The 21,038-nt window shown below is 58.1% G+C and carries 16 protein-coding genes; 4 read left to right on the plus strand and 12 right to left on the minus strand.

The window, feature by feature from the left end; all coding sequences use genetic code 11:
- Window positions 1–118 precede the first annotated feature (118 nt).
- The gene (iolE, locus tag AC2A6O_RS06570; RefSeq protein WP_498926214.1) at window positions 119–1,015 is read left to right on the plus strand and encodes a myo-inosose-2 dehydratase; all 897 of its coding nucleotides are present in this window, start codon (window positions 119–121) and stop codon (window positions 1,013–1,015) included.
- Window positions 1,012–1,815 (plus strand): 5-deoxy-glucuronate isomerase, encoded by an 804-nt coding sequence (iolB, locus tag AC2A6O_RS06575; RefSeq protein ID WP_498926215.1) that lies wholly within the window; start codon window positions 1,012–1,014, stop codon window positions 1,813–1,815. The genes iolE and iolB overlap by 4 nt, the downstream gene beginning before the upstream one ends.
- A 138-nt stretch (window positions 1,816–1,953) precedes the next feature.
- Here iolB and AC2A6O_RS06580 read toward each other — a convergent pair whose 3' ends face one another.
- The 7 genes from AC2A6O_RS06580 to AC2A6O_RS06610 all read right to left on the minus strand — a co-directional run bounded on the left by AC2A6O_RS06580 (window position 1,954) and on the right by AC2A6O_RS06610 (window position 12,346).
- Entirely contained in the window at window positions 1,954–4,386 is a 2,433-nt protein-coding gene (locus AC2A6O_RS06580; protein ID WP_498926216.1) for a methyl-accepting chemotaxis protein, read from the minus strand.
- Window positions 4,387–4,618: 232 nt separating this feature from the next.
- Window positions 4,619–5,527, minus strand: a complete 909-nt coding sequence (locus tag AC2A6O_RS06585) for a sugar kinase (RefSeq protein WP_498926217.1) — start codon at window positions 5,525–5,527, stop codon at window positions 4,619–4,621.
- Window positions 5,528–5,891: 364 nt separating this feature from the next.
- Window positions 5,892–6,698, minus strand: a complete 807-nt coding sequence (locus tag AC2A6O_RS06590) for a DeoR/GlpR family DNA-binding transcription regulator (protein ID WP_498926218.1) — start codon at window positions 6,696–6,698, stop codon at window positions 5,892–5,894.
- A 622-nt stretch (window positions 6,699–7,320) separates the two neighbouring features.
- Entirely contained in the window at window positions 7,321–8,412 is a 1,092-nt protein-coding gene (locus tag AC2A6O_RS06595) for an ABC transporter ATP-binding protein (protein ID WP_498926219.1), read from the minus strand.
- A gap of 33 nt (window positions 8,413–8,445) precedes the next feature.
- On the minus strand, window positions 8,446–9,594 hold the full coding sequence (locus AC2A6O_RS06600; protein WP_148582857.1) for a carbohydrate ABC transporter permease: 1,149 nt from the start codon (window positions 9,592–9,594) through the stop codon (window positions 8,446–8,448).
- Complete coding sequence (locus AC2A6O_RS06605) at window positions 9,594–10,835, minus strand: carbohydrate ABC transporter permease (RefSeq protein WP_148582858.1); 1,242 nt, start codon at window positions 10,833–10,835, stop codon at window positions 9,594–9,596. The genes AC2A6O_RS06600 and AC2A6O_RS06605 overlap by 1 nt, the downstream gene beginning before the upstream one ends.
- A gap of 143 nt (window positions 10,836–10,978) precedes the next feature.
- On the minus strand, window positions 10,979–12,346 hold the full coding sequence (locus AC2A6O_RS06610; RefSeq protein WP_498926220.1) for an ABC transporter substrate-binding protein: 1,368 nt from the start codon (window positions 12,344–12,346) through the stop codon (window positions 10,979–10,981).
- A gap of 261 nt (window positions 12,347–12,607) precedes the next feature.
- On the opposite strand from AC2A6O_RS06610, the gene AC2A6O_RS06615 reads away from it, so the two are divergent.
- Window positions 12,608–13,639 carry a LacI family DNA-binding transcriptional regulator gene (locus AC2A6O_RS06615; RefSeq protein WP_498926221.1) on the plus strand — a complete coding sequence of 344 codons (1,032 nt, stop codon included), beginning with the start codon at window positions 12,608–12,610 and terminating at the stop codon, window positions 13,637–13,639.
- Here AC2A6O_RS06615 and AC2A6O_RS06620 read toward each other — a convergent pair whose 3' ends face one another.
- Window positions 13,640–14,308, minus strand: coding sequence for a GntR family transcriptional regulator (locus AC2A6O_RS06620; protein ID WP_498926222.1), 669 nt, complete (start codon window positions 14,306–14,308; stop codon window positions 13,640–13,642). It abuts the gene before it with no gap.
- Between the two features lie 842 nt (window positions 14,309–15,150).
- Here AC2A6O_RS06620 and AC2A6O_RS06625 point away from each other — a divergent pair.
- Window positions 15,151–16,635, plus strand: coding sequence for a TolC family outer membrane protein (locus tag AC2A6O_RS06625; protein WP_498926223.1), 1,485 nt, complete (start codon window positions 15,151–15,153; stop codon window positions 16,633–16,635).
- Window positions 16,636–16,700: 65 nt separating this feature from the next.
- On the opposite strand, the gene AC2A6O_RS06630 is transcribed toward AC2A6O_RS06625, so the two are convergent.
- The 4 genes from AC2A6O_RS06630 to AC2A6O_RS06645 form a co-directional block, all read right to left on the minus strand.
- Complete coding sequence (locus AC2A6O_RS06630) at window positions 16,701–17,732, minus strand: quaternary amine ABC transporter ATP-binding protein (RefSeq protein ID WP_498926224.1); 1,032 nt, start codon at window positions 17,730–17,732, stop codon at window positions 16,701–16,703.
- The gene (locus tag AC2A6O_RS06635) at window positions 17,725–18,609 is read right to left on the minus strand and encodes an ABC transporter permease (RefSeq protein ID WP_498926225.1); all 885 of its coding nucleotides are present in this window, start codon (window positions 18,607–18,609) and stop codon (window positions 17,725–17,727) included. The genes AC2A6O_RS06630 and AC2A6O_RS06635 overlap by 8 nt, the downstream gene beginning before the upstream one ends.
- Window positions 18,610–18,692: 83 nt before the next feature.
- A complete protein-coding gene (locus AC2A6O_RS06640) occupies window positions 18,693–19,685 on the minus strand; it encodes an ABC transporter substrate-binding protein (protein ID WP_498926226.1) in 993 nt (330 codons plus the stop codon).
- Between the two features lie 486 nt (window positions 19,686–20,171).
- Window positions 20,172–21,032, minus strand: coding sequence for a LysR family transcriptional regulator (locus tag AC2A6O_RS06645; RefSeq protein WP_498926227.1), 861 nt, complete (start codon window positions 21,030–21,032; stop codon window positions 20,172–20,174).
- Between the last annotated feature and the right edge of the window lie 6 nt (window positions 21,033–21,038).

The following is a 21,038-nucleotide window of genomic DNA, read 5'->3' on the forward strand; positions in this document are numbered from 1 at the left end:
GGCAAATACCGAACAAACGGCCCATCCTTCGAGACAGCGCTGAAGCGCTTCCTCAGGATGAGGTCGGAAAAACACAGATATCGAACCCAACGCTCCGACGCGTTACAGGACAACAGCCATGATCCTTTACGGCACCAACCCGATTGCCTGGGCCAATGATGACGACCAGACCCTTGGCGCGCATATTCCGACTGAGCAGATCCTGTCTCAAGCCTCAGAAATCGGCTTCGACGGTATCGAGAACGGCCACCGCTGGCCCAACGACCCGGAAGAGCTGAAACAGCTTCTCGGCAGCTATGGCCTCAGGTTCATTTCCGGCTGGTATTCGCTCAACCTGCTGGTCCAGTCGGTCGAAGAAGAAAAGAAGGCGATCCAGCCTCATCTCGACAAGCTGAAACACAATGGCTGCAAGGTCTGCATCACCTGCGAGACCTCCAACACCATTCAGGGCTCCCAGACAGACATCAACACCAGCCCGGTGCTGACTGCTGACGAAATGAAAGCCTTCGGCGCCAAGATCGAGGAACTCGCGGCCTTCTGCGCAAGCCAGGGCATCGATCTTGTCTACCACCACCACATGGGCACCGTTGTCGAGACGCCGGAAGAAATCGACGCCTTCATGGACGCCACCGGCCCGGCAACCAAACTGCTGTTCGATGCCGGCCACTGCTATTTTGGCAGCAACGGCCAGGATCCGGCTCCGGTGCTGGAAAAACACGCCGCCCGCGTGAAGCATTTCCATGCAAAGAACGTGCGTCCGGCCGTGATGAAGGAAATCCGCGAGACCAAGAAGTCCTTCATGGACGGCGTGCGCACAGGTGTCTTCACCGTGCCGGGCGACGAGGAAGGCGGCGTTGATTTCAAGCCGCTTCTCAAGATCCTGAAAGACACCGGCTATGAAGGCTGGATCGTGATCGAGGCGGAACAGGACCCGGACGTCCGCAACCCGTTCCAGTATCAAAGCCTCGGCCTCAAGACCCTCAAGCAACTCTCAAAGGAAGTGGATTTGACATGAGCCATCTTCTCGTCAAGCCGTCCGGCACCTCCGGCAAGGTGCACGACATCACGCCGGAAAGCGCCAGATGGGGCTATGTCGGCTTTGGTCTCTATCATCTGGAAGCGGGTCAATCGGCATCTGAAGATACCGGCGACAAGGAAGTCATCCTCGTCCTCGTGGAAGGCAAGGCTTCGTTTTCCGCCGGCGATGAAGACTTTGGTGAACTGGGCGACCGGATGAGCGTGTTCGAGCGCAAGAAACCGCATTGCGTCTATGTGCCCAACGGCAGCAAATGGTCTGCGAAAGCCACCACGGACTGTGTTCTGGCGGTCTGTACCGCACCGGGCAAGGGCAATTACAAGGCCCGCGTCATTACCGATATCGGCCAGGTGGAACGCGGCAAGGGTGCCAACACCCGCTACATCCATCCGATCGCGATGGAAGAAAGCGATATCGCCGACAGCCTGCTGGTGACGGAAGTCTATACGCCCCAGGGCAACTGGTCGTCCTATCCCCCGCACCGGCACGACGAAGACAATTTTCCGGATATGACCTATCTGGAAGAGACCTATTACCACCGCCTCAACCCGAAACAGGGTTTCGGCTTCCAGCGCGTCTTCACCGAAGACGGCGAGTTGGACGAGACGATGGCTGTTTCAGATGGCGACGTGGTGCTGGTTCCCAAGGGCCACCACCCCTGCGGCGCGCCCTATGGCTACGAGATGTATTATCTGAACGTCATGGCCGGCCCCTTGCGCAAGTGGCGGTTCCAGAACCATCCGGACCACGACTGGATCGCCCAGCGGGACGCTGGATAGGTTCAAGTAGCAGGGACTGAGCAAGCGGCCATCCTTCGAGACGAGCCTTTGCCCCTCCTCAGGACGAGAATTGCTCAGCGCGAAGACAGCAAAAAGGGCGCCGACAGGCGCCCTTTTTCATTTCTCTTGTCTGCGTTCTTACGCGGCAATCAGAATGTGACTTTCCTGTAGCTGCTCGGCGAACTCGACGCCGCACCCTGCTTCGGTCTGGCGTACGACTTTCGCATTCAGCACGGTGCCATCCAGGAACTCCAGCGTCAGATGCTCGCCATTCGGCATGTCTTTGAGATCCAGGATCTGCGCACCCGTGATGCTGACATCGACCAGCTGGGCGGTGCGCTTGCGGCCGTTCGAGAAGGTAAGTCTGACATCTTCCGAAATCGCCTTGCGGACTGCACGCCTGCGGTCCTCGACATCCTTTGTGACGTCCGAAAGAAATTTCTCGACCTCCTGCGCCAGGCTGGAACTCGCCTCCGAAACCAGATCAGACGCCGTGCTGACAGACCCGGCTTCCGCGGACGTCTGTTCAACTGCGCCGGAAACGGAGGACATGCTGTTGGCGGCGTTGCCGGTGCTGTCGCTGGCAGATCGCGCCGAGCGTGCGATTTCCTGGTTTGCCGCCCGCTGTTCCTCGATAGCCCCGGCCACGGAGCTGGTCAGGTTCTTGATGTCGGATACTTTCTCGGTGATATGTTCGATAGCCCCGGCCGCATCGCGAACCGAGTTCTGAATACCCGAAATCCGACCGGAAATTTCGTCCGTTGCCTTGGATGTCTGTTCCGCGAGCTGCTTGACTTCCGATGCCACGACCGCAAACCCGCGCCCGGCTTCACCTGCACGGGCCGCTTCAATGGTGGCGTTCAGCGCCAGGAGGTTGGTCTGTTCCGCAATGTCGCGAATGAGATTGACCACGCTGCCGATATGTTCGGCAGCTTCCGACAGCGTCTCGACGTTCCGGTTCGTATCTTCCGCCGCTTTCACGGTTTCCAGAACGATACGGGTCGTGGCTTCGGTCTGGTTGGCGATTTCCTGAACGGTGGCTGTCATTTCTTCCGTGGCGGCTGCAACAGCAGCAACGTTTTCCGACGCGCTGACAGAGGCCTGCCCTGCGTGGTCAGACTCCGACTTGGCGTTGATCGCGAGATCTTCCAGCGTGGTGGCGGCGCCGCGCATGCGTTCCATCTGCTCGGATACGGTTGTCAGACGGCTGGACATGATCGACTTGAAGTCATTGATCACCCCTTCCAGAAAGGCCTGACGCTGGCGTTCCTTGTCGCGCTCGTTTCGGGCCTGTTCTTCAAGATGACGCCGTTGAATGGCGTTTTCCTTGAACACCGAGACGGCCTTGAACATGTCTCCGATCTCGTCGCCACGCTTGGCGTCATCGGTCTCCACACGTGTATCGCCTCCGGCAAGCGCATTCATTGCGGCAACAACCTTGCCGATGGGGGTCGTGATCGTGCGAGCCGCGAAGAAACCGACTGCGCCAGCCACAACAAGCAGAACAAGTCCTGTTAACAGCATGCGGTTCCGCATTGTTGTAACTGGTGCAATCGCTTCTTCGTAAGTCTGCATGGCGATGATCACGAAGTTCTGGCCATGAAACACAAATCTGATTGCATCGACTTCCATGGGCTCTTCGCTGAAAAACGAACTGATCCCGAAAGCTTCCCCGGACGCGAAGGCTTCATCGATAATGGAATTGTCGACCTTGGTGACAAGAATGTCGTTCTGTTCGGACGTGAGCTCGGAATTGTTACGCATCAACCGGTCTTCGCCGATCAAGACAAGTTCCCCTGTCTTGCCGAGACCAAGGTTATGGCTCAGAAGCTCATCGATTTTTCCAACAGGCATTTGATACGCAAGCACGCCAACTGTTTCATCGGCAGTGCGAACCGGATGCGCGATGAAACTGGCCGGAGCATCGGAACTGGGCTTGTAAGGCGCGAAATCCTCGAAAGCGACCTTCCCGTGCTCCGTGCTGCTCATCGCCTTGCGATAGACTTCACCGAGGTCGGTATCGGCCCACTTGCCTCCGCCGGTACTGAAGTTGGTCGCGAAGTCCGCTTCCTTGAACACCGAGTAAACGAGGTTACCCTCGGTATCGAACAGAAAGACGTCGTAGTATTCGTTGTCCTGTTGAAGCTGACGGAACCATGGGTGGTATTTGGCATGCACCTCGTCGTAGTCGGTGCCGGAGGCACCCTTGTCGAGCAGCTGCTTTTCACCATTCGGGTTCGGATTGTCGGCTATATACGCCTTCTGCAAAGCCTGACCGGGATCACCACCGGACTGTTCCCAGTTTTTCCAGGCGGACGCAAATTCCTGGACGGCAGCGGCGGTTCCCGGATGCTCTGCAACAATGGCAAGATCCCGCTCGATCACCTCCAGATAACCGAGTGTTTCCTGCTTCGAGATCTTGGCGGCCGCCATGAGGCGTTCTCTCGTCATCTGGTTCACGCTTGCTGCAGACGTGACGTAACTGGAAACACCGATACCAATGCCGACCACCGCAGCGGCGCCCAATACCAGCGCCGGGATCTTTTTCGACAAACGCAAACCTGAGAACATTCGTCCCCCCTCTGATGGCCAATACGCCAACATCCAAAATCGGACGTAGGGTAGGAATCATGAGCGAACAAATTCCTAATTTTTCTGGACGAAGAGCTTCCCAGACAAATAGAACAATAAGAAATCAAAGAAAAAATAAAACCACACTGTCAATATTCGCAATGATTTTATTTCATACTGACATTTTATACTTTCAGGGAATTGCCTACAGGCGAATCGCCGTTTCTTCCCGTCAGGCCGGTTCGAGACAGGCAACCAGAGCACCACGGTGCTGGATCACGTTACCGGCAAGATTTGCGCCCGCATCAACGCTTTCCGCGACATCCCCCCCGGAGAGATATTTCGCCAGAAAGGCCGCATTGAAACTGTCTCCGGCAGCCGTCGTGTCGACAATTTTGGAAACCGGCGCCGGCTGGAAAGCCTGCCGCGACCCTGCGTCCGCACAGACCACCTGTTCAGGGCCGTTCTTGACCACCACCATGCCGGCTCCGGCGGCAAGATAGCGGTTCGCGCTGTCATCCGGGGTCGCATCTCCAAAATGAGCCAGTTCGTCCTCGAAAGAGGGCATCAGGAAATCGCAGCAGCCGGCGGCTTCCGTAACGCTTGCCCGCATCGTGTCCGCATCTTCCCAAAGTCGCGGGCGCAGGTTCGGGTCGAATGCCGTTTTGGCCCCAGCCTTGCGGGCAGCTCTCAGTCCGTCCAGGAATGCTTTACGGTCGTCCGGCGGAAGGATGGCAAGGGTAATGCCGCTGAAATAGATCAGCCCCGCCCCTTTGAGCGCCGACGCCAACACGTCCTGGTCGGCCGCCAGCAAGCGCGCGGCGGATTGGGAACGCCAATACGCAAAGCTGCGTTCACCATCCTTCAACTGGATCATGTAGAGACCGACAGTCCGGTCGTCCCGCTTCTGGATGGTGGACGTCTCCAGATCCGAGCCCTTCAGGAAAGACAGCATGTCTTCCGACACCTGATCGCGGCCAACGGCTGTGTAATAACCGACTGTCCAGTCGGCGGGCAGGCATTTGCGCGCGTACCAGGCGGTGTTCAGCGTATCGCCGGCAAACCCCATGGCATATGTGCCCTCGCCCGTTGGTGCCATCTCGACCATACATTCGCCAATGGCAAGGAATTTGAGTGACACGGCAGGGCTCCTGGGGCTTCGGGAATCAAAAAAACTAAAGATGAAAATCCCGCAGAAATCCGGGATTTAAATGCATTAGCATAAAAGCCCCTGCCAGAAAAAGTGCCCAACGGCCAACGGCTTGAGCCAAAGCGGTTTGGCCGTCAAGGCAAAGGTCGTCCATCCCCTGCTTTCCGCCGTTTCCCAAATTAAATTTATTTGATAGCGCCACGCATGAAGCTCTGGACAAACTGCCCTTCGAAAAGAAGGACTATCGACGCCAGGAGGCTCAGGTTGCGTCAAATCCACTCCAGAGCATTCGGCTTGCCGGCCCCGGACGAATACACGCCTGAAGCCTGGAAGGTTCAAGCTTGTGGGCTGAAAATCACGCCAGATCCTCATCGGCGGCCACGAACACGTCCGTGTTTGTGCCTTGCAGCGACGCCAGAAAGGCGTCCGGCACCGGGCAATCGGTAAAGACCGCATCGACATCACTGAGATGGCCGCCGCGCACATGGGCGTTCCGGCCGAACTTGCTGTGGTCCAGCACCAGATAGGATCTGCGGCAATTGGCGAGAATGGACTGGCGCGCGGCTACTTCGTCCTCATGAAAGTCCAGCAGCGTGCCGTCTTCATCCACGCCGGCAACGCCGAAAATGCCGATATCAACCTTGTAGTTGGAAAAGAAGGACTGCGCCGCAGACCCAAGCACATCGCGGTCGCCGTGTCGCAAACGGCCACCCGTTATCGTCACCTGAAAGGACGGATTGATCGACGCGGTGAAGGCAACGTTCAGGTTGTTGGTAAAGACCGCCAGCTTTTCATGCCCGACAAGGGCCTGCATGACGATTTCCGGCGTAGTGCCGATGGAAAAGGCAAGCGACTGGTTGTTGCCCACGTGCCTTGAGACCAGCTCCGCTATGCGCTGCTTTTCCGGAAGGTTCAGAATCTGCCGCGTGGAATAGTGAATGTTGGAAGCGGGTGCGGGCGGTTCGACACCGCCGTGGGTTCGGCGCAGAATTCCAAGTTCGCAAAGACCGTTGACGTCCCGGCGGATCGTCTGTGTGGTCACCTCGAACCGGTCTGCCAATTCCTCAACGGATGCAAATCCCGCCTTTTGTACCAGATCCGCTATTTCGGCCTGACGCTTTGAAATATCTATTTGCCCAAGCATATTCTTCTGATCCGCCATCGTCCCCTTTCCTCCCGCAGGCACGGGAGGCCAGCCGCTCCAAAGGCAACATGTTGACTCGAAAAAGCCTGACTTCGAAGCCCCTTAAAACATTTTCATATGAACCTTATTCGACGCTCATATGAAAATGATGTGACAATAGGGGATCGAGCGGGCCACGGGAACACCAGCGACGCCTCGCAATCGAGATAGGCCACAATATCTTTGGATCTTGGAACGTAGTTGCAGGGAGGATTGCTGCCAGCCGTCCGGAACTTCAGTAAACCGGTCATCCGGCCATGACCTGAAACCCATAGGGTTCAGCAGAGATACCGCCGGACAAATCATAAGACGGCTCAGGCGAAAGGGCTTGCTCGAAATTCACAAGAGCATGAAATGAAAAAGAAAATCTGTGTCTGCAGCAAACCGGCAATCAAATGGCACGTCATGTCATCAGTGACGTGCGAACCTGACACCAGCATTGACTGAGAGATCCGGGGCCGGACAGCTGGCCACCGCTCATGTAAGGCACTGCCAATGCGCTCACAAACCTGGCCGGATCTCCCTCCCCTCTTGGGAGGAGAAGTACAAGGGGTGGGGGCAGCAGTCTCGCCGGACGCCTCTCCCCACCCTGCAGGGTCAATCATCTATAGAGAAACGACTGTCCCTCGCTGTCGAACAGATGCAGTTTTTCCGGCGCAGCCGTCAGACGGATGGACGTGCCCCTTGCGATCTTGTGGATCCCCGGCAGCTTGGCGATCAGGGCCGATGCACCGTCTTTCGGACGGAAGTAAAGCACTGTTGTTTCTCCGAGCGCTTCGACGATTTCGACCTCGGCGGAGATCAGGAAATCGTCGCTGTCCGTCACTGTCAGGTCTTCCGGCCGCACACCAAGCTTCACCGCCGCGCCCTTGTCGCTGTCCAGCGAGGCAATCGGCACGTCCGCATGACCGTCATCGGCCATGACCAGGGACGTTTGGGCGCCGGTTGCCGCCACCTTGGCATCAAGCAGGTTCATGGCGGGCGAGCCGATGAACTGGGCAACGAACGTGTTGGCGGGGCGTTCGTAAAGATCCAGCGGCGCGCCGAATTGTTCGATATTGCCGCCATGAAGCACGACGATGCGCGTTGCCAGCGTCATCGCCTCCACCTGATCGTGGGTAACGTAGATCATGGTGCTTTCCGGCATGCTCTCCTTCAACTGCGCGATCTCGATCCTTGTCGCAACGCGCAGGGCGGCATCGAGGTTCGACAGCGGCTCGTCGAACAGGAACACCTTGGGGTCGCGAACGATTGAGCGGCCAATGGCAACGCGCTGTCGCTGACCGCCGGACAGCGCTTTTGGCAGGCGGTCGAGATAAGCCGTCAGCTGCAGCCTGTCCGCCGCCGCCCGCACAGCCTTGTCGATTTCATCACGCGACTTGCCGGCCAGCTTCAGGGCGAAGGCCATGTTGTCGTAGACCGTCATATGCGGATAAAGCGCATAGGACTGGAACACCATGGCAATTCCGCGCTGTGCCGGCGGCACGTCGTTGACGACGACGCCGTCGATTTCCAGTTCGCCGCCGGTGATTTTTTCCAGGCCTGCGATCATCCGCAGCAATGTCGACTTTCCGCACCCCGATGGGCCGACGAAAACGATCAGCTCGCCTTCGTTGATATCCATGTTGATGTCGCGCAGAACTTCGACAGATCCATAGGACTTGCTGACATTCTTCAAGGACAACGATGTCATGCCGGCTGCTCCCGATTGTTGATTTTGTTCATGTTATTTCACCGATCCGGCCAACAGGCCGCGCACGAGGTAGCGCTGCATCGCGAAGAACACGAAAAGCGGCACGGCGATGGACACAAAGGCAGCGGTCGCGAGAATTTCCCAATTGCCGCCACGCGTTCCCAGAAGTTCCACGATCTGGTTGGTCATGACCGTGGTCGAGCCCGTGGCATCGATCAGGAACACCTTGGCCACCAGAAGGTCGTTCCAGGTCCACAGGAACTGGAAGATGGCGAAAGAGGCCAGCGCCGGAAAACTGAGCGGCAGGATGATGCGGGTGAAGATCTGGAAATCCGTCGCCCCGTCCACCTTGGCATTCTCGATGATGTCCCGTGGCAGCCCGACCATGTAGTTCCTGAGCAGATAGACCGCGAGTGGCATGCCGAAGGCCGTATGGGCCAGCCAGACCCCCATGTAGCCCTTGCCGATGCCGACCGCCAGGTGAAGCCGCAGCAGCGGAATGAGCGCCAGTTGCAGCGGCACGACGAGCAGCGCCACAACGGCGGCAATCAGCAAGGCACGGCCGGGAAACTCCATCCAGGCAAGGGCATAGGCTGCGAACGCCGCGATGACGATCGGAATGATCGTCGCCGGTATGGTGACTGTCAGCGTGTTGAAGAACGCCTTTCCCATATTGTCCTGTCCGGTTCCGGAAAACAGGATGGTGGCATAATTCTGCCAGGTGAATTCCGGCGGCACGGTCGCTGTCACGAAGACACGCTGGCCGCGGCCGGAAATCTGCTTGTCGTTGCCCTTCCAGACATAGGACCCGTCGGCCTGCAACGTCAGGCTTTCGCCGTCGCCCATATCCGCCGTTTCGCCGGTTTGATAGGCCGAGACATCGCGTGAGGACACGCCCCACGACCGGATGTCGCGCGGCTCACCCTCGAATATGTTTCCGGTGACGATGAACTGATCGCCGTCCGCCACGCGGGTCTCATCCGGATCCGACGTCCTGTAGACTTCGTTCTGCTCGGACGGGAACAGCGCTGCCCACCAGCCGGAACTGGAAATCTGGTCGGCGGTCCGGAACGACGAAACGAACAGCCCGACGGTGGGAAACAGCCACAACAGCACCAGCGCGGCGACGGAGATATGAACGGCCCAGGTCAGGCCGGATTTTTTCCCAGCAATGCTGGCCATCACTTCATCTCCTTCCGGGCGTTGTAGACGTTCCACACGAGGATCGGTGTGACGAGCAGCATGATGATGATGGCACTTGCCGACCCCACGCCCCAGTCATTGGCGCGGAAAAGCTTGTCGTACATGTAGTTGGCCAGAACCTGGGTCTCCCACTGACCGTTGGTCATGGCGAAGACGATGTCGAACACCTTGAGCACGGTCAGCGTGATCGTGGTCCACACCACCACGATGGTGCCCATGATCTGCGGCACCTTGATCTTGAAGAAGATCTGGAACGGGTTGGCACCATCAACAATGGCGGCTTCCACGGTTTCCTCCGGAATGCCGCGCAGAGCCGCCGACAGGATCACCATGGCAAAGCCGGTCTGGATCCAGATCAGCACCACCATCAGGAAGAAGTTGTTCCACAGCGGCAGCGTCAGCCAGGTTTGCGGTTCGCCGTATGGCACATCCGTAATCCAGAGGCTGAGCGCGGAATTCAGAGAAATCCAGATCAGCCAGACCCCGGCGACCGCGATCAGAAGGCGCAGCGGCAGAAGCCAGACCGACTTGTCCTGACCCTGCGCAACGATCCCGCGCACAAAGGTCCAGGCCACATAGGCGACGACCAGGGCGAAAGCCAGCAGAAGAAGGGTTGGCAGGAGCTGGAGAAAGACAATGGAACCGATGCCGCCGTCGAACTTCAGCCAGATCGCGTTCAGAACACCGATCTGGTTTTGATCGGCTGCGCGCGTGTCATAGATCAGCTTGAAGATGACCGACGCGCCAACGAAGGAGATCGCCATCGGCATGAAGATCAGAGACTTGGCGAAATTGCCCCATCTGATCCGGTCCGTAAGCTGGGCAACCAGCAGACCGAAGGCTGTGGAGGCGGCAGGAACCACGATGAGCCACAGCATGTTGTTGCGCACCGCTTCCCAGAACTTCGCCTCGTTCATCATCTGACGATAGTTGGCAAGTCCGACGAAAGCGCCCCCTTGCGAACGGTCCGTCAGCGACAGGCGCAAGGTCTCGAACACCGGATAGGCAAGGTATAACGTCAGCGCGAACAAGGCCGGAAACAGAAACAGCCACGGCCGGATCATGTTGGCCCGGTTGATGTTCCTGCCAGCATTGGGGCCACGGGCCGGAAACAGAACCTTGTCGATGAAGACATTCGAGAAGAAGAAATAGGCAAGGCAGGCGCCAACGCCAATTACGATGGTTGTGAGCCCTAACAGTGCCGGATTATCCGATAGCATGGCCGTTCCCTCCCATTATTGATTATGGGGTGGCACCCGGAAGACCGGGGGCCTCCTGCGTTTAGGAACTGTGTTTCTTGACCGTTTCGCCCATCCGTCAGAAAAACGGCCAGTCTCCCTGAGGAGACCGGCCGCCTGGAGGATTACTTGAGGGCGTCCCAGCTTTTCTGGATTTCCTCGGCGACGGCTTTTGCGTCCTTGCCGCCGGTATAGTCGACCATCCCGGTCCAGAACGTCCCTGCACCGACGGCGCCTGGCATCAGGTCGGAACCGTCAAAGCGGAAAGTGCTGGCATTGACCAGGATTTCGCCCTGCTTGCGCAGCGTGTCGTCCTTGTAGGCTTCGGGGTTGGCCCCCTTGTGCGGCGTAAGGAAGCCGGTCTGCGCCATCATCACTTCATGGGCGAGCGGCAGTTCGAAGAACTTCATCAGTTCGTTCGTCGCATCGGACGGATTGGTGATCGCCATCAGCGTACCACCGCCAAGAACCGGGTTGCCGAGGTCCTTGTCCGCATAGGCCGGGAAGTAGAAGAAGTCGACATCGGTGCCGAATTCCACACCATCCGGGAAGAAGGCCGGCACGAAGGACGCCTGGCGGTGCATGTAGCACTGCGGCGGTGAGGAGAAGAGGCCTTTCGGGCTGTCGCGGAAATCGGTGGAGGCAACTGCGCCCGCACCGCCGGCAACCTTGGCATCGTCGCGGGCAAACCAGCCGAATTCTTCGATAGCGGCCACGACGCGGTCATCATCGAAGGGGATCTCGTTGGTGGTCCACTGGTCGTAGACTTCAGCAGGCTGCGTGCGCAGCATCATATCCTCGACCCAGTCAGTCGCCGGCCAACCGGTGGCCGCGCCTGACCCCAGGCCGATACACCAGGGCGTTTCGCCATCGGCGACGATCTGCTCCGTCAGCGCCTTCAGCTCTTCCATGGTTGTCGGCACTTCATAGCCGGCATCCTCGAAGTTTTCCGGAACATACCAGACAAGGCTCTTGACGTTGACGTTATAGAAGAAGCCGAACAGTTGATCCTTGCCGTCCGCATCCTTGTAGGTGCCAAGGTCGACCCAGCTTTCACCGGCACCGTAGTTGTTGGCAATCCAGTCGCCCATTCCCTCAGGCAGCGGCTTAAGGAGACCGCGCGCGGCCATGTCGGCAGCAAGGCCCGGCTGCGGGAAAACGGCAATGTTCGGAGCTGCGCCGGCTTCGGCATCAATCACGATCTGCTGCTCGAAGGAATCCGACCCGGTGTAGATGACTTCAGCGCCGGTGGCTTCGGAGAAATAGGCAAGCACGTTCCGGAAATAGCCGTCTTCAGGCTGCAGCCACGGACCGGCGATCGTCACGGTCTGACCCGTGAGGTCAGGAGCGCTCTTTGCCCACTCGTTGTAGCTGTCCCAGTTAAAGGGGCCTTCCCCCGGAGTGAATTTCAGGTCAGCCGCGAACGCAGCGCCCGCGCAAAGGCCAATAGCCAGCGCGAGGCCAGCCGTGCAGGCTTTCAAACGTAATTTCATATCTGTCCTCCCAGATTGTCCCTATTCCGGAACGCTCCATTCAAGGTGGCACACCTTGCCACCTTGCAGCAATACCCGCCCGCATCACCGGGCCGGCAATTCTACCAGAAACCTCCATCCAAACCGCTTTGGATTTGGCCCTAACCATGTCTTCAGGCTTCAGTCTTGTCAAGCGTGCTGCTCGCGAATTAATGTTGCATTTCAATAACAGCCTGTCGGGAGGGCGCTTTCAAAGCGTTTTGGGCCAAAATGAGCAATGGCGTGAACCTGAAAGAACTGTCGCAACGGCTGAACCTGTCTCAGACAACGGTCAGCCGCGCGCTTAACGGCTATCCCGAAGTCAGCGAGGAAACCCGCAAGCGCGTGAGCGAAATGGCCGCCAAGCTCGGCTATGCGCCCAACAGCCAGGCACGGCGGCTTGCGACCGGACGCGCAATGGCGATTGGCCACGTCATCCCCCGCTCAATTCACGAGATGATGAACCCGATCTTCCTGGAGTTCATCGCAGGGGCCGGAGAGACCTATTCGCGTCATGGCTACGACATGATCATTTCTGTGGTCGATGACGACCACGAGGAAGACGCCTACCGGCAGATTGCCTCGCGCAAGAAAGCGGACGGCGTGATCATTCACGGCCCTGCCAACGAAGAGCATCGGCACAAGCTTCTGAAACAGCTCAACCTGCCCTTCGTCGTCCACGGCCGCATTCCCGGCGCGGAGCAGGAAACCTCATGGATCGACATGAACAACAGGCGCGCATTCGAGCGCGCCACCAACCTGCTTCTGGACCTTGGTCACACCCGGATCGCATTGCTGAACGGCCTTGAACACATGGATTTCGCCAACCGGCGCCGCCGCGGGTTCGAGGGAGCGTTGGCCGCCCGAGGACTGACACCAGACCCTGCCCTCATGCGCAGCGCCGATATGACGGAGCCCTTTGGCTGCGACAATGCGATGGAAATGCTGAAGAGCGACAATCCACCGACCGCCTTCCTGATCTCATCCATGATATCGGCGATCGGCGTTGCACGCGCGGTCGGCCAGTGCGGGCTGACAACCGGCAAGGACGTTTCCATCATCACGCATGACGATGCCTTGTCCTTCCTGCCGAACAGCGGCGAGGTGCCTATTTTCACCTGCACACGTTCCTCGGTCCGTTACGCCGGGGAGAAGGCCGCCGAACTGCTCCTGAACATGATCTCCAATCCGGCCAGCAAACCGGTGTCCATGCATCTGGACGCGGAGCTGATCATCGGCCAGTCCACTGGCCCGGCGCCTGCAGCATCGCGATGATCAGACGTGGTTGAGACCGCAGTTCTGGAGCAGGTCTTCCATCCGGGCCAATCCGTTGAGACGGTGAATCCGCGCCAGTTCCGTGGCCTTGTCTGATTTGCCTTCCCGGATCGCCTCGACGATCACGCGATGGTCGGCAACATTCGCGGCCGGGGCCTTGTTCAGACGCAGCAACACGAGGTTCGCCCGGTACACCTGATCAAGAAGACCTTCGATCTTCGACTCCAGACGCAAATTGCCGCTCGCCCTGGCAATCAGCCTGTGGAACCTGTCGTCGCAAATCGCCCAGGCCTCGATATCTTCACGTTCCAGTGCCTCGTCAGCGCGGGTCAACACACCCTGGATTTCTTCAAGGGTATCAAAGCTCATCTTGCCGCATGCATTGCCTGCTGCAAGCGCTTCAAGCGCTGAAAGGATCTGGTAAATCTCGCAGATATCCTGCCGCGAAATCGGCAGGACCTTGGCACCGCGGCGCGGCACAAGATCCACAAGACCATCTGCTTCCAGTCGGATCAGCGCTTCGCGCACCGGTGTCCGGCTCATGCCCAGCCGGGTTGCAATGTCCGGTTCCGGCGCCTGAAAGCCCGGCGGCAATTGTCCACTCAAAATCTCTGTTTTCAGCCGCTCATATGCGTTGTCGACGCGGGTGAATCTGGCTTTCGTTGACATTGCGGGGTGCACCCGTTCTCCTGACGTGTCTTAAAATATTTGTGTTATCCCGCACCTCTCGAATGAGGTCAGCGCGGCTTGCCCAGGGCGCCGAAGGCAATTCCCTCCGACGCGGCCGCCCTTTTCTGAAAGCAAATCAATGCCGTATTGCTAATTAATTCGATAGAATTTTAATCACCGACCTTCCGTCAGAGCACCCGAGGTGAGCGCTCCCATCGACAGACCGCGCATTTCCTCGATTTCTTGCAGATTTGCGGCTTTCTTCCGGCGGAAAAAATACTGTCAAAAATTACGGTGACAGCCGAACAGGCCGCCATTTCCTTAACGTAATCTCAGCTCTATCCAACCCGATAGCGTCCGAAAAACCCGGTGAAATTGCAGCAATCGTTTACCGTTTCTCCGAGTCGGATGACCTTGGATGCGGACCCTCAAGAGACTCGCGGCCATTTCAATTCTTCGACCGCCCTCCTTCCGGGTCGAAAGGTCGAAGGTTCAACATTTCATAACGCACCAAAGAAACCGAGCCGATTCCGGCAACCGCAGATCACGTAACAGGTCGCGTCAGCAAGGGAGAAATCCCTGTAAACAAAACATCTACCGCCTGCAAAGGTGAAAAAAATTCTTTCAAGACGAAATCGAAAAGAAGCCAGCATTCCCTCAGGACGGAGAGAAATTTCCCAGGACTACTCTTGAGATAATCCGCCGGCATAAAAATTCATAAGTAATTTCCAAATATTACGCTAAGTGACAAACAAAATCGCAAACGCGACCGCCGGTCTCAACTTACCTTTGATTAACTATAAAATTTTAGCTTGGGCACTGACAATAATCGTGGTGCCACTGTGACGACTGCCCCTGCCAAAATGATGCACGGATTGAAAGCCCGTCTTGCCAGTCTTCTGGCGAGTGCGTCAGTTGTCACCCTGTTTTTCGCCGGTGCCCCCGTATCCGCACAGTCGCTTGAAGAAGCCATGAGTGCCGCCTATGCCATCAATCCGGGCCTGAAGGCGGAACGCTCGCGCTACGAAGCGATCAACCAGGATATCTGGACCGCAAGGTCCGAGTTCTTGCCCACCGTGACCGGCACCTATGTGGGTGAACAGAATGCCCTGCTAAGTGATCGGAATAACAACAGCGACAGATCGTTTTTCCACGAACTGGGCATTTCCATGTCCCAGACCGTGTTTCAGGGATTTGCCGGCGTCAACCGGCTGAACCAGGCGCATGAAGAAGCGAATTCGGGTCGCAACCAGCTGATTGGCACCGAGCAGACACTGCTTTTCAACACGGCCGATGCCTATCTGCGCGTCGTTCGCGACAAGGCCATCCTGTCTCATCTGCGGGCCTACACCAACGTGGTGCAGCGGGAGGTGACTGCCGCCCGCGCACGGTTCAAATCGGGCGACGCCACCCGCACCGATATCGAGCAGGCCCTGGCCCGCCTGGGCGAGGCACAGGGAAACTCCGACCAGGCCACCGGCGATCTGGAAGCTTCTGAGGCGGCCTATGAGCGCCTGACCGGCCAGAAGCCGGGCAAGCTCGGCTGGCCCGGCATTCCGCGAACGATCGAACCCGATGGACTGGACGATGCGATCTCCGTCGCGCTGCAGAACAACCCCTCCATCCGCGCTGCGACTGCCGATGCCCGGGCAGCACACTATGCCGCGCGCGCCGCAGTCGGCGACATGCTGCCGCGCGTCTCGCTGGAAAGCGAATGGCAGACCGGATACCGGGGCAACCTTGGCAATCAGGACGAAGAGGATTTCCGCTTCGGCGTGCGCGTCACGGCCCCCTTCTTCACTGGTGGCCGCAACATCGCCGCCGTCAAGCGCGCGAACCATACCGCCGCGCAGCAGGAATACGAACTGGACGACACCCAGCAGATCATCCGCGAGAACGTTGTCCGCGCCATGAAGCAGCGAGCGGCCTTGAGGCTCAAGGTCAAATCGGTCAAGCGCGCAATTTATGCAAACAAGCGTGCGGTCAAGGGCCTGCAGGTGGAATTCGACAGTGGCCAGCGGTCCCTGCTCGACGTTCTCAACGGCGAACGCGAACTGCTGCTCAGCAAGGTTGACTATGTGAGGGCGCGCTACGACAGCCGCATCGCGGATTTTTTCCTGCTGGCCAACATCGGTCGCCTGGCACCTCAGCATTTCGGGATCATCGAGGAACGACCAGCGCCGATCCCCCGTATCATCCCCGAATTCAATACCTGGGACCTGCGCCTCGGGCCGTCGGAGAACGATCTCTTTCAGTCAGGCACCGTGGAAGTCGCGACCGGCGACACCATCGTGATCGAAACCCAGCCGTTGCCTCCGGTCAAATAACAAGCCGTACACGAAAAAACCCCGAAGCAAGCTCCGGGGTTTTATTGTTTTCAGACGTCGGCGGCTCAGTGAGTTGCCGGGGTCACCATGGCACTGATGGTGTCCTGAACGTTCAGAACGCCAATCGGCTTGCCGTCATCATTGACCACCGTCGCTTCACCCTGACCGCTTTCGGCGAAGGACTTGGCCGCCTCTTCCAGCATGATGCCGCTGGAAATGGTCAGCCCGCCGTCCAGCGTCCGCGACGTGTCCATGACCGTATCGACCAGGATCACCCGGCCACGGTTCACTTCCCTGACGAAGTCGGAAATATAGGCATCTGCGGGCCGGAGAACGATCTCCTGGCCTGTTCCCTGCTGGATCACTGCCCCGTCGCGCAGCACCGCGATCCTGTCGCCGAGACGCAGGGCCTCATCCAGATCGTGGGTGATGAAGACGATGGTCTTCTGCAGCTCTTCCTGAAGATCCAGAAGCACGGTCTGCATGTCCATGCGGATCAGCGGATCGAGTGCCGAGAACGCCTCGTCCATCAGCAGGATGTCGGCATCGTTGGTCAGCGCGCGGGCAAGGCCCACACGCTGCTGCATGCCACCGGAAAGCTGGTTCGGATAATGATCCTCGAAGCCTTCCAGTCCCACCCGCGCGATCCAGCGGGCTGCACGCTCCTCGGCTTCCTTGGCCGGCACACCCTGGATCTCCAGGCCATAGACGGCATTCTTCATGACGGTGCGATGCGGAAGGAGAGCGAACTTCTGGAACACCATCGCGGTCTTGTGCCGGCGGAATTCCCGCAGTTCCTTCTGCGACATCTTGCAGACGTCTTCACTGCCGTAGAGCACTTCACCCGCCGTTGGATCGATCAGCCGGTTGATGTGCCGGATCAGCGTGGACTTACCGGATCCCGACAGCCCCATCACCACCTGGATCTTGCCACCCGGCATGGAGATGTTGATGTCGTTCAGGCCAAGAACATGGTTGAACTTCTCGTTCAGCTCGGTCTTGGACATGCCGTCCTTGACCTTCTGCACCATCTCCTCTCCGCTCGGGCCGAAGATCTTGTAGAGGTTCTTGACCTCGATACCCTTAGCTTCAGCCATGGACCACCTCCGAATGCTTCTGAAGGCGCTTGCCGTAGGCCTGAGTCGCGCGATCGAAGATGATGGCGATGGCGACGATGGCGAGGCCGTTCATGATACCCATGGTGAAATACTGGTTGTTAATGGCGTTCAGAACTGGCTGGCCGAGCCCCTTCACGCCAATCATCGACGCGACAACCACCATGGCAAGCGACATCATGATGCACTGGTTGATACCGGCCATGATGGTGGGAAGTGCCAGCGGAAGCTGCACGTTGAAGAGTTTCTGACGTGGGCTCGAACCGAAAGCGTCGGCCGCTTCCAGAACATCGGGGTCGACAAGCCGGATACCGAGATTGGTAAGCCGTATCATCGGCGGGATCGCATAGACCACCACCGCGATCATGCCCGGCACCTTGCCCAGACCAAAGATCATGACGACCGGGATTAGGTAGACAAAGACCGGCATGGTCTGCATGAGATCCAGCACCGGATTGAAGAAAGCCTGAACCCGATCCGACCGCGCCATGAGGATACCGATAGGGATACCCAGGACAATCGAGAGCAAGGTGCAGACAGTTACCATCGCGATGGTGCTCATCGTATCTTCCCACATGCCGAAAAGGCCGATCAGAAAGAGTGCGATGGTTGCTCCCGCGGCAATCTTGATGCTGCGGCTGAGGAGGTAGACAAGTCCAATAAGGACCGCCAACACGATCGGCCAGGGAGAATCGATCAAGAGATGCTCGAGGGAGACCAGAAAATGCTTCAGCGGGTCGGTGATCCTCCCAAGGAAATCGCTGTAAGCGTTGACAAAGGCCTTGAACTCACCGTCGATGGTAATCCTCATGTCCCGCAAGGTGCCCCTGCTGAGCGAGGGAAATTCTATCCAGTCCATCTTTATTGTCCCGATGGTTTATTGTGTGCCCCTAAGTGAAGAGCCCGCACCAATGTGCGGGCCCTGTTATCGAGTTCGGCAGATCAGAGGGCTGCCTTCACTTTTTCCGCCACCTCTGGGCTGACCCACTTGGTCCATACGTCCTCGAAGTTTTCGAGGAAGTAGTAGGCGCCGTCTTCGTTTGTCGCCTGGTTTTCCTGCATCCAGGCCAAGACCTTGCCTGCAGTGCGGTTGTCCCAGGTACGGCCCTTGACGTAGTCCATGGTCGGTCCGGCCTTTTTGGCGAAATCATCCGTCACGACGGTAAAGACTTCGGACTTCACCCAGGAGTTCGGCTTCGGATCCGGGCAATCTTCCACGACCGTGCAGTTGTCCCATTCTGCCTTGTCGTGCGGGACTTCGAAGTCGAGCAGTGTCATGTCGTATTTGCCGAGGAGCGCGGTCGGCGCCCAGTAATAACCGAGCCAGCCTTCCTTGCGTTCGTTTGCGCGCGCCATGGAACCGTCGAGACCAGCGGCGGAGCCGGAATCAACAAGTTCAAAGCCGGCATCCTCGAAGCCGAAGGCGCGGAACAGGTTGCCGGTGGTGATACGGCAGTTCCAGCCGGTCGGGCAGGTGAAGAAGCCGCCCTTGCTCTCGTCTTCCGCACCCGGGAACAGCTCGGGATGCTTCTTGGCGTCCTCGACCGTGTAGATGTCGTGCTCTTCGGCGATATAGGTCGGAATCCAGAAGCCTTCGATACCGCCTTCGTTCAGGATTTCGCCGCCGATGATCAGGGATCCTTCCGCAACGGCCTTGTCGAGCGGTTCACGCACGGCGTTGATCCAGAGTTCCGGCGCCATGTCCGGCTCGCCCTTGGAGTTCATGGACGTGAAGGTCGGCATGGTGTCACCGGTGACCAGTTCGACGTCGCAGCCATAGCCATTTTCAAGAATGATCTTGTCGATCTGCGCGATAGCGCCGGCCGACGCCCAGTTCATTTCCGCAACGGTGACCGTGCCGCACTCTTCTGCCATGGCAGACGAGGCCATGCCGATAAGGGCGGTCGCGGCGACCGAGACAAACAACTTCTTCATGAGGGTGCTCCTGTGCAGTCTGTTTGCTTGAGTTTGAATTGGACGCGGCGCGCGAAAGCTTCCGTGAAAGCAATCACCGTCCTGCGTACCCAATGGAAAAGAATAACGAGCTGAGAACAGAAGTTAGCCGAGAAGGCTTTTAGATTAACTATTATTAGTTCTGCCTTCATTTGACGCATATACGATGTTCTTGCTCGAAACAGCCGTAACCATCCTCTCGGATTGAAAAGAAGGTCATACCCGGTATTTGCACCGAGCTCAGGCTCAACGGCCAATACAATTGCATTAAGACGCCACTAGCACAACAGCATAGTCTCAATTCCTATGTCATTCATACGGCATATTTCGCAGCAAAGCCTGTAGGCGACATATTAGTGCTCGTATTCGTCAAATAACCTAATTTTCTTACTATCGAAGCGATTCTTTTTTCCCCTAAAAAGTGTTTAAACTCAATAGCATCAACTATTGAGTGCTGCATATGGGATGTCACGTCACGACCTGTTGGCGCAGCACCTCGTGCACGAGGTCAGCAAGCACCGGCGCGGCACAGGCGTGTTTCCGCAAGAAGACCATTTCGCGGCCTGTGCCGCCCGGAAGGTCTTTCAAGGTCATCGCGGGGCCGTGCATCCGCAAACCCTGCCAGACGGGTAAAATCGCTTGCCCTGCTCCTTGTGAGACCATCTGAGCAATCGTTTCAGGGGCATCGAGTTCGCACAGGATGTGCTCTTCACCAACCAGCCCGCCAAAGTCGGACCAAAGTTTCCGGCCGCCCCACGACTGTCTGTCGTAGACGATCCAGGGCAGGTCCTCGGCGGGTGCAGAGGTGTCGCGGCCTGGCGGCAAGGCGTGAACGGCTGTTTGAACCTCCAACGTTCGGCTGATGATGTCCTTGGGCAAATCAAAGGGAGCGGCAACCGCAATGACCGCGTCCAGTCCCCCACTGCGCAGCCCCTCGTAAAGGTCTGCCGACGTCCCGGGCCGGACCGTCAGCACCGCCTGAGGCGCCTTCACCCGGAATTGTTGAATGACAACAGGCACCGTGTCTGAAAGTGCCGTGGACACCGCCCCCAGCCGAAAGGGGCCCCTTAGGCCGGTGGCATCTATGTCACTGGTCAGCTTTTGCGCGTCCCGCACCAGACGGCGCGCCGCCGGCAAAAGCCGGAAGCACGTTTCGGTCGGCAAGGCCGCATGCGCTGTTCGGTTGAGCAGCGCCGCTCCGAATTCGGCTTCCAGGACACGGATGCGCTGGCTTACGGCAGCTGCCGTAAGTCCTTGCTGTCGGGCCGCCGCGGCAATGGAGCCGGTTTCGGCGACGGCCAGCAAGCTTTCGAGAAAACGGATATCCAAAACAAT

This window comes from Labrenzia sp. ATLA3 (assembly GCF_057180185.1).